At 67.7% G+C, this 13282-nt stretch carries 14 protein-coding genes; 3 read left to right on the forward strand and 11 right to left on the reverse strand.

Translation table 11 applies throughout. The features are described 5' to 3' along the window. Positions 1-53: 53 nt before the first annotated feature. Complete coding sequence (gene ahpF / locus AC1RNQ_RS00620; protein ID WP_493168079.1) at positions 54-1637, reverse strand: alkyl hydroperoxide reductase subunit F; 1584 nt, start codon at positions 1635-1637, stop codon at positions 54-56. A gap of 79 nt (positions 1638-1716) precedes the next feature. Continuing rightward, positions 1717-2280: an alkyl hydroperoxide reductase subunit C gene (ahpC, locus tag AC1RNQ_RS00625; RefSeq protein WP_493168081.1), complete on the reverse strand. Its 564-nt coding sequence runs from the start codon at positions 2278-2280 to the stop codon at positions 1717-1719. A gap of 296 nt (positions 2281-2576) precedes the next feature. Here ahpC and AC1RNQ_RS00630 point away from each other — a divergent pair, with 296 nt between their 5' ends. Then, entirely contained in the window at positions 2577-2855 is a 279-nt protein-coding gene (locus AC1RNQ_RS00630; RefSeq protein WP_493168082.1) for a DUF6445 family protein, read from the forward strand. Between the two features lie 147 nt (positions 2856-3002). On the opposite strand, the gene AC1RNQ_RS00635 is transcribed toward AC1RNQ_RS00630, so the two are convergent. Both AC1RNQ_RS00635 and AC1RNQ_RS00640 read right to left on the reverse strand, forming a co-directional pair. Further along, a complete protein-coding gene (locus AC1RNQ_RS00635; protein ID WP_493168084.1) occupies positions 3003-4013 on the reverse strand; it encodes an NAD(P)H-dependent flavin oxidoreductase in 1011 nt (336 codons plus the stop codon). A gap of 85 nt (positions 4014-4098) precedes the next feature. Further along, the gene (locus tag AC1RNQ_RS00640; protein WP_493168085.1) at positions 4099-5070 is read right to left on the reverse strand and encodes a GlxA family transcriptional regulator; all 972 of its coding nucleotides are present in this window, start codon (positions 5068-5070) and stop codon (positions 4099-4101) included. A 139-nt stretch (positions 5071-5209) separates the two neighbouring features. Between AC1RNQ_RS00640 and AC1RNQ_RS00645 the strand changes: the two genes are divergently transcribed. Then, the gene (locus AC1RNQ_RS00645) at positions 5210-6187 is read left to right on the forward strand and encodes a phytanoyl-CoA dioxygenase family protein (RefSeq protein WP_493168086.1); all 978 of its coding nucleotides are present in this window, start codon (positions 5210-5212) and stop codon (positions 6185-6187) included. A 20-nt stretch (positions 6188-6207) separates the two neighbouring features. Here the strand turns inward: AC1RNQ_RS00645 and AC1RNQ_RS00650 are convergent, their stop codons facing one another. Next, positions 6208-7155, reverse strand: coding sequence for a DUF7064 domain-containing protein (locus AC1RNQ_RS00650; RefSeq protein WP_493168088.1), 948 nt, complete (start codon positions 7153-7155; stop codon positions 6208-6210). Positions 7156-7198: 43 nt separating this feature from the next. Between AC1RNQ_RS00650 and AC1RNQ_RS00655 the strand changes: the two genes are divergently transcribed. Next, complete coding sequence (locus tag AC1RNQ_RS00655) at positions 7199-8266, forward strand: phosphotransferase family protein (protein ID WP_493168090.1); 1068 nt, start codon at positions 7199-7201, stop codon at positions 8264-8266. Here the strand turns inward: AC1RNQ_RS00655 and AC1RNQ_RS00660 are convergent. The 6 genes from AC1RNQ_RS00660 to AC1RNQ_RS00685 are packed head-to-tail and all read right to left on the reverse strand — an operon-like array spanning position 8239 to position 13280. After that, on the reverse strand, positions 8239-9042 hold the full coding sequence (locus tag AC1RNQ_RS00660; protein ID WP_493168092.1) for an SDR family NAD(P)-dependent oxidoreductase: 804 nt from the start codon (positions 9040-9042) through the stop codon (positions 8239-8241). The two genes, AC1RNQ_RS00655 and AC1RNQ_RS00660, sit on opposite strands and share 28 nt — an antisense overlap. A gap of 18 nt (positions 9043-9060) precedes the next feature. After that, positions 9061-9801 carry an SDR family NAD(P)-dependent oxidoreductase gene (locus tag AC1RNQ_RS00665; protein WP_493168094.1) on the reverse strand — a complete coding sequence of 247 codons (741 nt, stop codon included), beginning with the start codon at positions 9799-9801 and terminating at the stop codon, positions 9061-9063. Further along, positions 9798-10583, reverse strand: coding sequence for an SDR family NAD(P)-dependent oxidoreductase (locus tag AC1RNQ_RS00670; RefSeq protein ID WP_493168095.1), 786 nt, complete (start codon positions 10581-10583; stop codon positions 9798-9800). The genes AC1RNQ_RS00665 and AC1RNQ_RS00670 overlap by 4 nt, the downstream gene beginning before the upstream one ends. A gap of 11 nt (positions 10584-10594) precedes the next feature. After that, the gene (locus AC1RNQ_RS00675; protein ID WP_493168097.1) at positions 10595-11536 is read right to left on the reverse strand and encodes an SDR family NAD(P)-dependent oxidoreductase; all 942 of its coding nucleotides are present in this window, start codon (positions 11534-11536) and stop codon (positions 10595-10597) included. After that, on the reverse strand, positions 11533-12324 hold the full coding sequence (locus AC1RNQ_RS00680; protein ID WP_493168098.1) for a thioesterase family protein: 792 nt from the start codon (positions 12322-12324) through the stop codon (positions 11533-11535). The genes AC1RNQ_RS00675 and AC1RNQ_RS00680 overlap by 4 nt, the downstream gene beginning before the upstream one ends. Beyond that, positions 12324-13280, reverse strand: coding sequence for an acyl-CoA dehydrogenase family protein (locus AC1RNQ_RS00685; protein WP_493168099.1), 957 nt, complete (start codon positions 13278-13280; stop codon positions 12324-12326). The genes AC1RNQ_RS00680 and AC1RNQ_RS00685 overlap by 1 nt, the downstream gene beginning before the upstream one ends. Between the last annotated feature and the right edge of the window lie 2 nt (positions 13281-13282).

The following is a 13282-nucleotide window of genomic DNA, read 5'->3' on the forward strand; positions in this document are numbered from 1 at the left end:
CCGCTCATCTGAAGGAAAGCGGGACCCCGGATCAAGTCCGGGTGACGATAATATCAGGCCGCCTCGGCTTCCACCTCGGTCGGCAGGCGGATCATATAGTCGAACGCCGACAGCGCCGCCTTCGAGCCTTCGCCCATCGCGATGACGATCTGCTTGTACGGCACCGTCGTGCAGTCGCCCGCGGCGAAGATGCCCGCCTGGCTCGTCTCACCGCGGTGGTCGACCTCGATCTCGCCGTGGCGCGACAGGGTAACGCTGTCCTTCAGCCATTCGGTGTTGGGAACGAGGCCGATCTGGACGAATATGCCTTCGAGTTCGACCTGGTGCAGTTCGTCCTTGTTGCGGTCCTTGTACGAAAGGCCGGTCACCTTCTCGCCGTCGCCGAGCACCTCGGTGGTCAGCGCCGAAGTGACGATCCTGACGTTCGGCAGGCTGGCCAATTTCCGCTGCAGCACCGCGTCGGCGCGCAGTTCGCTGTCATATTCGATCAGCGTGACGTGCGCGACGAGCCCCGCGAGGTCGATCGCCGCCTCGACGCCGCTGTTGCCGCCGCCGATCACCGCGACGCGCTTGCCCTTGTAGAGCGGGCCGTCGCAATGCGGGCAGTAAGCCACGCCCTTGTTGCGATACTGGTCCTCGCCCGGCACGCCGAGCTGGCGCCAGCGTGCACCGGTCGAGAGGATCATAGTGCGCGCCTTGAGCGACGCGCCGCTCGCGAGCGTCACCTCGTGCAGGCCGCCTTCGGTCTTCGCGGGGATCAGTTTCTCGGCGCGCTGGAGGTTCATGATGTCGACGTCGTAATCCTTCACATGCTGTTCGAGCTGCGCGACGAGCTTCGGACCCTCGGTGTGCTGCACCGAGATGAAATTCTCGATCGCCATCGTGTCGAGCACCTGCCCGCCGAAGCGCTCGGTGGCGATGCCGGTGCGGATGCCCTTGCGCGCGGCGTAGATGGCGGCGGCTGCTCCGGCGGGGCCGCCGCCGATGACGAGCACATCGAAGGCGTCCTTGGCGGCGATCTTCGCGGCGGCTTTGGCTTCGGCGCCGCTGTCGAGCTTCGCGAGAATCTGTTCGAGTTCCATGCGGCCCTGGCCGAAATTCTGACCGTTGAGGAAGATCGTCGGCACCGCCATGATCGCGCGCGCCTCGACCTCGGCCTGGAACAGCCCGCCGTCGATCGCGGTGTGCGTGATGCACGGGTTGACGACGCTCATCAGATTCAAGGCCTGCACGATGTCGGGGCAATTCTGGCACGACAGCGAAAAATAGGTTTCGAAATGATAGTCGCCGTCGAGCGCGGCAATTTGTTCGAGCACCTCGGGCGCGACCTTCGGGGGATGGCCCCCGACCTGGAGCAGCGCGAGGACGAGCGAGGTGAATTCATGCCCCATCGGGATGCCGGCGAAACGCACGGCGACCTGCGCGTCGCCGGCGCGGCGGATCAGGAAGCTGGGGCGGCGCGCATCGTCGTCAGTCTGGGTCACGCTGACCATGTCCGACAGCGCGGCGATATCGTCGAGCAAGGTCGCCAGCTCGGCCGACTTGGCATCGTCGCCGAGCGACGAGAGCAGTTCGATCGGTTCCCGAAGATTGGTGAGGAGGCCTTGAAGCTGCTGCTTCAGATTGGCGTCGAGCATGGGGAGAGCTCCTGCGAGAGGGGAGAGAAGCCGTGGGGCGGCGGTCGTGCCGCCGCCCCTCCGATATTATGCGATCTGCTTAGATCTTGCCGACGAGGTCGAGCGACGGGGCGAGCGTTTCGGCGCCCTCTTCCCACTTCGCGGGGCAGACTTCGCCCGGGTGGCTGACCCAGTACTGCAGCGCCTTGATCTTGCGCAGCAGTTCGGCGGCGTTGCGGCCCACACCCTCGGGGGTGATTTCGAGCAGCTGGATCTCGCCATTGGGGTCGAGCACGAAGGTGCCGCGGTCGGCGAGGCCGACGCCCGGACGCAGGACTTCGAAATTGTTCGAGATGCTGTGGTTCTGGTCGCCGACCATATAATAATCGATCTTGCCGATCGCCGGCGAGGTGTCGTGCCAGGCCTTGTGGCAGAAATGCGTGTCGGTCGACACCGCATAGACCTCGACGTCCATCTTCCGGAGCGTCGGGTAGATGTCGGCGAGGTCCTCGAGTTCGGTCGGGCAGACGAAGGTGAAGTCGGCCGGATAGAAGAAGAAGACCGCCCATTTGCCCTTCACGTCGGCATCGCTGATGTCGACGAACTTGCCGTCCTTATAGGCGGTCGCGTTGAAGGGTTTGAGGGTGGTGTTGAGCACGGACATGGAGAGCCTTTCCTTATGGTTGGAGGCTCCCTCTAGCCAGCTATGTTGCAGTGCGACAATTGGAATGTTGAAGGGGAGTGACCGGAATTTTCGATTATGGGGAATCCTCCCCGGCACGGGGAGGGGGACCAGCGAAGCTGGTGGAGGGGCACAGGCGGTTCGCGTTGCCGGTGAGGTGGGGTGCCGCGGTTATGTCGCCGGAAAGAACGGCTCTCGGGTCTGGCGCCGCGCAAACCTCCCGTGCCCCTCCGCCACCCTTCGGGTGGTCCCCCTCCCCCGGCGGGGTAGGATCGCTATTGTATCCCGGGCTGCGCGCCGAACTGCCGGGCGACTATCTGAGAGTTCAGCGGCCGCTGATCGCCCGGGCGGTGGCACAGGCCTTCGGGCGCAGCGGCGCGGTCGAGGTGATCGACGCGAGCTTCTCGATCGTCTGCACCCCGGCGGGCGCGCTGTCGGTTCCCCAGCGGTTGCCGCACTGCGATGCCTTCACCCCCGACTGCATCGCGCTGGTCCATTATCTGTCGGCGGGGCACGACGGCACCGCCTTCTTCCGCCACCGCGCGACGGGCGGCTGACGGTGGCGGCGTTTCTGTCGGTCGGCTGATCCGGTTTTGGCGCGGCGGCGGCGGCGTAAACGCTTCTTCGGACCTACCAATTGCCAAATGGGAGGGACGTGAAAATTGATCGTCTTCGCGACAGCCGCTGCCCGAAAAACCGGTCGTCTATTGGGGCGATGCGTCGAGCGACTGGTCGATCAGCCGCGCCACATCGGCAAAGCTCGCCTGGTCGCAAGCGATCGCATATTGCTGACGAAGCCGAAGGACGAGGTCGCCGATCGACGGCACGTCGTCGATCAGATCGATCCCCTGCCCCGCCGACCAGAGATTTTTCCACGGCTTCACCCCATCGGGCAGATGATCATAGCCGCGGCCGTGCGCTACTGTCGGCTGCGGCAGGTTTTTCGGATCGAGGCCGAGCCGCTCCATCGACGGGCGCAGCCAGTTGGCGGCGACGCCGGCGATTTTCGGCGTGAACATCAGGTCTTCCGAATGGCTGTCGGTCAGCATCGCGGCATAGGCCGGATCGATCGCCGCTTCCTTCGTGGCGATGAAGCGCGTGCCCATATAGGCGAGGTCGGCGCCCAATATTTCCGCCGCGCGGATGGCCGCGCCGGTCGAGATCGACCCCGCCATCAGCAGCGTCCCGTCGAAGATACGGCGAATGCGCGGGACGAGCACGAGGTGGCCAATGCTGCCCGAATGGCCGCCGCCGCCCGCGCCGACGCAGGTCAGCCCGTCGACATCCGCCGCAATCGCCTTTTCAGCGAAGCGCATCGACACGACGTCGTGGAAGATCTTCAGCCCCGCATCATGCACCCGCGCCGCGATCTCGGCCGGATTGCCGATCGCGGTGATGATGATGTCGACGCCATACCGCCGGCAGAGGTCGAGGTGCTGCGCCGCCTCGCCGGGTTCCATCTTCGTGGCGAGGTTCACCGCGAGCGGGCCGATTCGCGCGCCGGGATTTTCGTCGGCAAAAGCGTCGAGCGCGGTGCGGATTTCGCGCATCCAGGCCTCGAATTGCTCGGTGCTGCGGGCATTCTGGCGCGGGATTGCGCCCATGATGCCCGCCCGGCACGCAGCGATAACCATCGCCGGATTGCTGATCAGGAACATCGGCGCGCAGACCGCCGGCAACATCAATCGGTCGCGCAGTGCCGGATCAAGCGCCATGACATCGTCTCCCGCTGCGGACGCCCGGTGGCAATTTTCCGCTTAATGATATAGATGTTTTACCAGCCGCAATCGGCGGCGATTGTCAAGAGCCCGCGCGATGCGACCGGCGATAGGCGGCGGGCGACAGGCCGGTCGCCGCGATGAAGACGCGCCGGAAGGACGGAATATCGGCATAGCCGACGAGCTGTGCGATCTCGGTCACCGAGCGGCGCGTCTCGGTGAGCATGATCGCCGCCGCGTCGACGCGGGTGCGCTGGACGAACTCGCGCGGCGTCGCCGACCCCGCCGCGCGAAAGCGGCGGATCAGCGACTGGTGGCTGACGCCGAGATCGCGGGCCAGGTCGGCGATGCGGAAGCGGCGGGTGAAGCGGTCGCGAATCCACAATTGGGCGCGGGCGACGAAAGGGTCGGCCGCCGCCGACAGCGGGCCGGCGAGCGGGCCCGGGGGCTCGCGCGCCGCGATGCCGCGCCCCACCGCGACCGAATAGGCCTCGGCGAACAGGCGCGCGACCAGCGCCGCGCTGTCGGTGTCGCGCGCGCACGACCAGATCGGACCGGCGCGGCAGATGCTGTTGTCGGTATCGACGGCGACGCGCGGAAACAGGCGCCGCATCGCCGGGACGAGGCGCGGGTTGAGGGCGCAGCTGCGGCCATCGAGCAGCCCGGCTGCGGCGAGATGAAAGACGCTCGCCCCGCACGCACCGATATCGATGCCCCTGGCGCCTTGGCCGCGCAGCCAGGCGTAAAAGGGCGCGAAGGCGGGCAACCGCGCCGCGAAGGCATCGGGATCGGGCAGCTGGAAGGACGGCAGGAAGACGAGGCGCGGGTCGCGCGCGTCGCGGAGCGGAAGGTCGGCCGGGAAACTGCGCCCGCCGACCAGCGCGATCGGCCCGGGTTCGGCGGCGAGCAGCCGCAGCTCGGTCTGCATCCGTGCATAGTCGCCGAGCGCCGGGTTGGTCGCGAACACCTCACCCAGCCGCGCATGGGCGTCGATCATCGCGCCGAGGCTGGCGACATAGCTGGGGGTGGTGACGATGGCGGCGATGAAGGACATAGGCACTTTTCGGAAAAATACCCATGGAGAATGACAAAAATGCCCCTTGTTGTCGAGGTGCCGCTCGGCTCAAATCATCGGCGATGCTGGCGAACCGGTCGATCCCGGTCGCGGCGGAGAGAATCTGAAAGGACGACCGATGCAAGCGCTCTCGATGCCCGATGCCAAGGATCTCGACGTGCTGAGCGTGAAGCCGGTGCAGCGGTTGCGGGACTGCAATCACCTGCTCGATGACCATGCGGCGCTGATGTGCTTCCACGACGAGGAGGGCTATATCCTGCTGCGCGACGTGCTCGACCCCGCATCGGTCGAAGAGGCGCGCGCGGCGATGTTCGCGGTGATGGAGCGCCACGGCCTGATCGAACCCGGCGCGACCGAGCCGCTGTGGACGGGCAAGCCATCGCCCGGCGGTATGGAGGAAAGCCCGGAATTTTCCGGGATTGCGCGCAGGCTGATCGAAAAGCCCGCCAATATGCGGCTGATGGAAAAAATCCTCGGCGAGCCCGCGTGCATCATTCCGATCGTCCAATATCGCGCCTATCCGCCGGGCGGATCGGTCACGGGGGTGCATCAGGACGGCTTTTTCAGCCCGGGGATCGTCAATTACAAACCGGTGTGGACGCCGCTGACCGATTGCGAACGCGAGGTCGGCGGGCTGATGCTGGCGGTACGCCAGTGCAACCGCGGTTTCTTTCACAATATCGCCAAGACGCCGAGTTCAATCCCCGAAGGGGTCATCCCCGACGAAAGCTGGGCGACGACCGATTATTATCCCGGCGATGTGCTGATCCTCAACCCCTGCACCCCGCACGCCAGCATGCCCAACACATCCAACCGCTGCCGCGTGACGATCGACACACGGGTCCAGTCGGCGGCCGATCCGCGCGTCCTGCTGGCGGACATCATAGCCGCCGACAGCGACAGCATCCGTGTCCGCACACCCGATGGCGCCGAGCGGCGCTTCACCGTCGACGACGACACGTTCATCCGCATCGAGCATCCCGGGGTGCGCCAGAAACGCGCCGACTATGTGCCGAGCGCCGCGCCGGGCAAGCGGATCGTCGTGGTGTTCGACGGCGACCACGCCGAAACGCTGCGCCGCGCGTCCGAAAACTGACGCGGCGGCGTTCCTTCGCGTCAGGGCGCGCGGCGGCTGAAGCCGTCGGTCGCGTTCGAGCCCAGCGTGCAAAGCGGCGCCGACGCGCCGCCGGCCGGATTGGTGCTGACCTCGAGATTGGAAAAGCCGCGCCGGTCACCAAGCGTCGCGGTGCCGATCGTCTCGACCGCGCTGTAACCGCGCACCTGCATCAGGATCGCATCGGCACGGTCGCAGCCGATGGTCAGTGTCTCGCCGGTCGCGAGGTGCAAGATGCCCGTGCCATGTCGCGGCGTCAGCGCGTCGGACTCCAGGCCCACCAAGACGTCGCTGTCGACGATGGCGATCGTCTGGCCATCGCGCCAGACATAGCCGACCTTCAGCACCCGCCCGTCCTGCACCAGATGGATGATATGCGTGGTGAGGTCGGGGCCGAAGACGCAGGGCCACCAGCGCGTGCCGCGGCTTTGCGACCAGTCGCGCCGTCCCCACGAGCGGTCGCGATAACCGAGCGCGTCGATCGTGATTTCGCGGTCGCCGATGCGGACCGCGCCGGTCATGCGTCCCGACACCTCGAAATGATGGGCCGCGCCGGTCAGGCGCGCGCCCGGCACCGCGATCGCATGATAGTCGAAACGCGGATGGAAATCGGCAAAGCGGAGCTCGGCCTCGCAATCGGGAAAATCGGCGGTGATCGCGGCGCCTCCGCCGAACGCGACCTTGAGGTGCGGGCCCCACGCCATATGCGCCGTACCGCGGTCGGCAGGGTCGAGCGCCACGCCGGTGACGTTCGAGCGGAACCGCAGCCCGTCGTGCGTGAACAGCCCGAAGCAGCTGTTTGTTGCGCCCGCAACGGGTTCCTGCCCCAGCCGCCAGAAGCCGCCGACGCCGGCGTCCGGATCGTGCCAGACGAACAGGCTGCTTTCCTGCCACAAAGGGTCGTCGCCGGGCGGGTGCGGACAATCGTCGGCTTCGGAGAAGATGTGCATGGCGCTATCCTGACAGGGGCCGCGAGGGACGGAGGGAGGATCGATGCCGCAGGGTGACCGCAGCGCGGACGACGTAAAGCGGCACCTTGCCGAATGGGCACAGGGCCGGCTGGGTCCGGTCGAGATCGCTGCCGTCGCCGCCGCGACCGGCGGCGCATCGAGCGAGACATGGGTGGTCGACGCGCGGATCGATGGCCGACCGGCGGGATGGGTGCTGCGCATCGAACCGCGCGGGCACCAAGTCTATCAGGACGCATCGATCACGCGCCAATATCGGGTGATCGATGCGCTGGGGCGCGAACCCGGCCTGCCAATCCCCGCCGCCATCGCGCTGGAGCGCGACGAGGCCCTCTTCGGCGCGCCCTTTTTCCTGATGGAACGCGCGCCCGGCGCCGCGGCGCCGAACGACTATCACCGCGAGGGGCTGCTGGCGGAGGCCACCCCCGCCGCGCGCGAGGCGATGTGGGCGGAGGGCATCGGCCTGCTCGCGCGGCTCCACCGGGTCGATCCGGCCGCGTTCGCTTTCCTCGTGCCGCCCGGCGTGGCGGCCGACACCGACGCCGACGCGCAGGAACTGGCGCGGTGGGACGCCTATCGCCGCTGGTCGGCTGTACCCCAGCTGCCGCTCTATGACCGCGCCCGGCAATGGCTGGAGGATCATCGGCCCTCCCCGCGCCCTGCCGCTTTCGCCTGGGGCGACGCGCGGCTGCCCAATATGCTGTTCGCCGATGATCGCTGCACGGCATTGCTCGACTGGGAGACCGCCTCGCTCGGCGGCGCCGAGAGCGACCTTGGCTGGTGGCTCTTCTACGATCGCATGATCAGCGAAACCGCCGGTGTCCTCCGCCTCGACGGGATCGGCGGCGAGGCCGCGACGCTGGCGCTGTGGGAAGCGGCAGCGGGGCGCAAGGCGCAGGCGATGGATTGGCATATCGTCTTCGCCGGTTATCGTTTCGCGCTGATCAGCGAAAGGGCGCGGGCGCTGGCGATCGCGGCGGGGCGCCTGCACGCCGACGCCTGGGGTCCGGCCAACCCGGCCGTCCAGCTGCTCGGCAAGCTGGTCCCCGGCCAGGCGCGCGGCGGTCAGACCGCGACATCCTTGTTCTTGTGATGGAGATAGGTCAGCAGCCCGATCGGGATGCGGCTGCCGCCGTTGACCGGGACGACGGTGCCTGACACCCAGCTGCTTTCGTCGGACAGAAAATAGACCGCGAGCGGGCCGACATCGTCGACGACGCCGAGGCGTTGCAGCGGCACGGTTTCGACCTGCCGCCTGCGCCGCGCCGGATCGGCCATCGTCGCCGAATTTTCGGTGAGCACGACCCCCGGCGCGATCGCGTTGACGCGGATGCCGAGATGTCCCCATTCGACCGCTGCGGTCGCGGTCAGGCTGTCGACGCCGGCCTTCGCCGCGCCATAATGCGCGGTCGGCGGGCAAGGCTGCGACCCGCTGCGCGACGACAGGTTGACGATGCTGCCGCCGCGCCCGGCCATCGCCCGCGCCGCCGCCTGCATCGCGAAAAAGGTCCATTTGAGATTGAGGTCGACGACGCGGTCCCACTGTCCCTCGTCGATGCCGAGCATCGGGCCGACGTCGGCGGCGTTGGCGCTGCCGGCATTGTTCACCCAACCGTCGATCGCGCCGAAGCGTTCGGTCGCCTTCGCCACGATTTCGTCGAGTCCCGCCGCCGACATGATGTCGCCGGGGACGAGCAGATGTTCGGCGCCGAGAGCCGTAAGCTCGACCCCCGTTTCCTCCAGCGGCGCCAGACTACGCCCGGTGATCACGACATTCGCCCCGGCGCGTCCGCAAGCGCGCGCGATACCGCGTCCGATGCCGCGCCCGCCGCCGGTCACCACGACCGTCCTGCCCTTGAGTGAAAACATCGCTCGCTCGCCTTTCGTTCAGGTCCCCGCCGCGCCGTCGACCATGACGATCGAGCCGTTGACGAAGCTCGCCGCATCGCTCGCCAGAAAGGCGATCATCGCCGCGATCTCGTCGGGCTGCGCGATGCGGCCCTGCGGGATCATCGCGACGATCTGGTCGAGATGCGCCTTGGGGAGGCCGTCGAGGATCGCGGTGTCGGTGACCCCGGGTGCGACCGCGTTGCATCGGATGCCGTCGGCGGCATATTCCTTCGCAGTCTGCTTGGTCAGCATGACCATGCCCGCCTTGGAGATGCTGTAGGGGCCGACGCGCGGCACCGCGTGCATTCCCGCAGGCGACGCGAGATTGACGATCGCCCCGCCCCCTTGCGCGATCATCAGCGGCAGCGCCGCCCGCGTCAGCGCCAGCGGCGCGCGCAGGTTCGCCGCCATCACCGCATCATATTCGGCCAGCTCCAGTTCGTGCAGCCGCTTGACGCGCGGACCGCCGATGCCGGCATTGTTCACGAGAATGTCGATCCGTCCGAAGGCGGCGTCGAGCGCCGCGAACAGGTCGGCGACGCCATCGGCTGCGGTGATGTCGGCGGCGCGGGCGACCAGCCCCGGCACATCCGCCGCCAGTTGCTCGAGCCCCGCCGCATCGCGATCGGTCGCCATCACCCGCGCGCCCTGCGCGGCGAAGCGGCGGACGATCGCGCCCCCGATGCCCCCCGCCGCGCCGGTGACCAGCGCGACCTTGCCGGCGAGTTCGCCGTTCACACCCGCGACGCCATGGCATAGCTCGACATGTCGGGCAGCATATGGCCACCGTCGACGATCAGCGCCTGACCGGTGACGAACTCTGAGGTCGGCGAACAGAAGAACATCACCGCATTGGCGATGTCGCTGGGCAGCCCGGCGCGCTGGAGCGGAATGTTGGGGACGATCTTGTCGCGCGTGGCATCGTCCATCTTGGGGCTGCGATCGTCGATCACCAACCCGGGTTCGATGATGTTCACCGTCGCGCCATATTTGGCGAATTCGAGCGCCATGTTGCGCGCAAGGCCGTTCATACCGCCCTTCGATGCGGCATAGCTGTCGAGTCCCGCGAGCCAGGCATGGTTGCCGATCAGCGAGGAGATGCCGACGAAGCGGCCGTTGCCGCCGCCCTTCATGTGCGGCAGCGCGGCGCGGCCGAGCCACAGGAAGCTGTAGAGATTGGTCCTGAGAACACTGTCGAATTCCTCGTCGCTGATCTGTTCGAAGGGGGTGAAGGGAAAGATCGCGCTGTTGTGGACGACGATGTTCAGCCCGCCAAAGGCATCAACCGCCGCCTGCACCGCCGCGTCGCAGGCGTCGCGGGTCGATAGGTCGAGCGCGACCAGTTCGACCGCACCGCCCATCGCGCGCAATTCGTCGGCGACCTCCTGCCCGCTCGCCGCGGTGCGGGTCGCGATCAGCACCTTCGCGCCATTTAGCACCAGCTGCGTCGCGATGACGCGGCCGATGCCGCGCCCGCCGCCGGTGACCAGCGCCACCTTGCCTTCCAGATCGACCTTCATGCTGCTTTCCTTCACTTGGTCGCCGCGATGGCGGCTTCGGTCCATGTCCACAGCCGCGCAGCGGCTTCGGGGTCGCGCGCCCAGGCCTTGACGCCGTCGCGCCGGCCCTCCTGGTTGGGCAGCGCCTCGTTGCAATCCTCGAGATAGAGGCCGCCGCTGCCGTCGAGTTCGTGGCCGAGCGCGGCCCAGATCGTCGTCGCGCTGCCCTGCTCCACCGTCTTCCATTTATACTGGCTCGCCTGCGCCGGATCGACGCCGAGCCGCTGGCGGATCTCGTCGGTCATGTGGCGACCGAGCGAGGTGTGGATCCCCCCGGGCATCAGCGAAAAGGCGCGGATGCCGTCGTCGCGGCAGCGGCGATCGAGTTCGAGCGCGAACAGTGCATTGGCGGTCTTCGACCGGCCATAGGCGGCGAGCGGATCGTAGTCGGTGCGCTCGAAATTGGGGTCGTCGAAATCGAAGCCGCTCCACAAATGCCCGCTCGACGCCACCGCGACGACGCGCGCGCGCATTGCCGCCTTCAGCGCGGGGAGCAGCAGGGTGGCGAGATGGAAATGGCCGATGTGGTTGACGCCCAGCTGCATCTCGAAGCCCTGCGCGGTGCGCATCAGCGGGCAGGCCATGATTCCGGCATTGTTGATCAGCAGATGCAGCGGCGCGCCGCTGTCGGCGTCAGCAAAGGCCTCGACCGAGCGCAGGTCGGCAAGGTCGAGCGCCGCGACGCTGGCCTTGCCCCCCGCCGCAGCGATCCCGGCCGCCAATGGTTCGGCCGCAGCCGTATCGCGGACCGCGAGCACGACCTCTGCCCCCTGTTTCGCCAGCACCCACGCGGTTTCGACCCCGAGCCCGGCGGTGGCCCCGGTGACGATGGCGCGCTTGCCCGACAGATCATGTCCGGCCGCGACTTCGGCGGCGGTCGATTCCCACCCGAAGGGCGAGGTTATGCGGTTCATGCGCTTTTCCTTTTATCCAGGAACAAGGTCTGATGGGCGTGCCCGAGTTCGCCCTGTTCGTCGGCGAGTCTGGAATGAACGATCGCGATGCCATTGCTCGCCCCCTGTGTCTCCGCGGCGACGCGGACCCATTCGCCCGTCGGCATGCGGGTCAGGTGCAGGCTGATGTCGACATTGGCGAAGCTCCATTCGCGCCAGTCGACGAAGCTCGACGTGCCGCTGCCGAAATCGGCCGCCATCGCGAGCTGGACGAAGGGCGAGATGGCGATGCCGGGCAGGATCTCGCCCGCCATGCGCGCCCAGACGACGCCCGGGCCGGGGACTTCGAGTCCGCCCGATTCGAGCCGGGTCTCGCTCATATGCTGAAGCGGCGAGCGGTTGCCGTTGAGGCTGGGCAGGCCGGGCGGGGGCAGGATATGGCGCGGTGCGTCGGTGCCGGGCGATTCCGCCGCGCGGATGCGCAGCGCCGACGCCCGCGCGGTGACCGCACCGTCCTGCACCAGTTCGACGTCGAGCAATTGCAGCCTCTTCCCCTCGCGCACGACAGTGACGCGGGTTTCGACCGGGGCCATCATCGTCGGCTTCATCATGTCGAGCAGCAGACGGCTGGTGACCATGGGCACCGGGCTGGGCGTCTCTTCGATCAGATGTGCGATCAGCGCGTTGAGCACCACGCCGCTTTGCAGGCGGCGGTCCCACGGCCCCGTCGCGAGCCGCGTCGGCACATAGGCACCGTGGGCGCATTCATAGATGTGGCGCAGCAGCGGCGGGGTGGCTTCGGCGCTCATCAGCCCGCCTTCGCCGGCGGCGCCGGCCAGGCGAGGTCGGCGATCGCCGCCGCATGGGTGCGGCAACCGCCCATTTCGCCAACCAGCCAGCGCAGGCGGAAGGTCCACAGATGCAGCGCATGTTCGAGCGTCATGCCGAGCGCGCCGTTGAACTGGTGCACGTCGTAATTGACCTGTGCGATCGCGCGCTGCGCGTGCAGCGCGGCGAGCGCCGCGTCGAGCCCGCTGCCGCTCCACGCCGCCTTCATCGCCAGCCAATAGGCGCCGCGGCATTTCTCTGCATCGGCGGCGAGGCGATGCTGCACCGCCTGGAACGAACCGACCGGGCGTCCGAACACATGGCGTTGCTTGACATAGTCGGTGGTGAAATCGGTCGCCGCCTGCATCGCGGCGGCGATTTCGAGCGCCAGCGCGATCCGCCACAGCCGCCGCAGCTCGTCGGCCTTGCCCGCGCCAAGGCGCGGCGCGGCGGCAAAATCGAGCGGCGTGGCGAGCTTGCCGAGCGGATAGGCATAGACGCCGCCGAGTTCGATGACCTCCACCCCCGCCAGATCGACGACCGCGACATCGTCGCCGAGATCGACGAGCAAGGTGCGGGCTTCGCCGAGGAAGCGGACCCCGCGCGGCAGGTCGGCGAGACGGGCGATCGCGATCGGGCGCGGCAACACCCGCCCGGTCAGCAGCGGCGCGACGAGTCCCGAGGCGCCGACCTCGAACACCAGCGGCGACAGCGCGCTTTCATAGACGAGCACCGCCGCATCGACCGCGCTGCACCCGGGCTCGAGCGCGACATCGAAAAAGCCGCCGGCGGCCAGGGCGGCCTCGAGCGTCGCCGCGCGATGGAAGGCACGTGGTTCGACCACATTGCCGGTGCGCGGCAGGTCGCGATTGTCGGCGACCATCCGCACGATCGTTTCGCGCAGCGCCTGCTGATCGGCGGAAAAATCATAATCCATCG

The organism is Sphingopyxis sp. GW821-FHT12F08 (assembly GCF_058806755.1).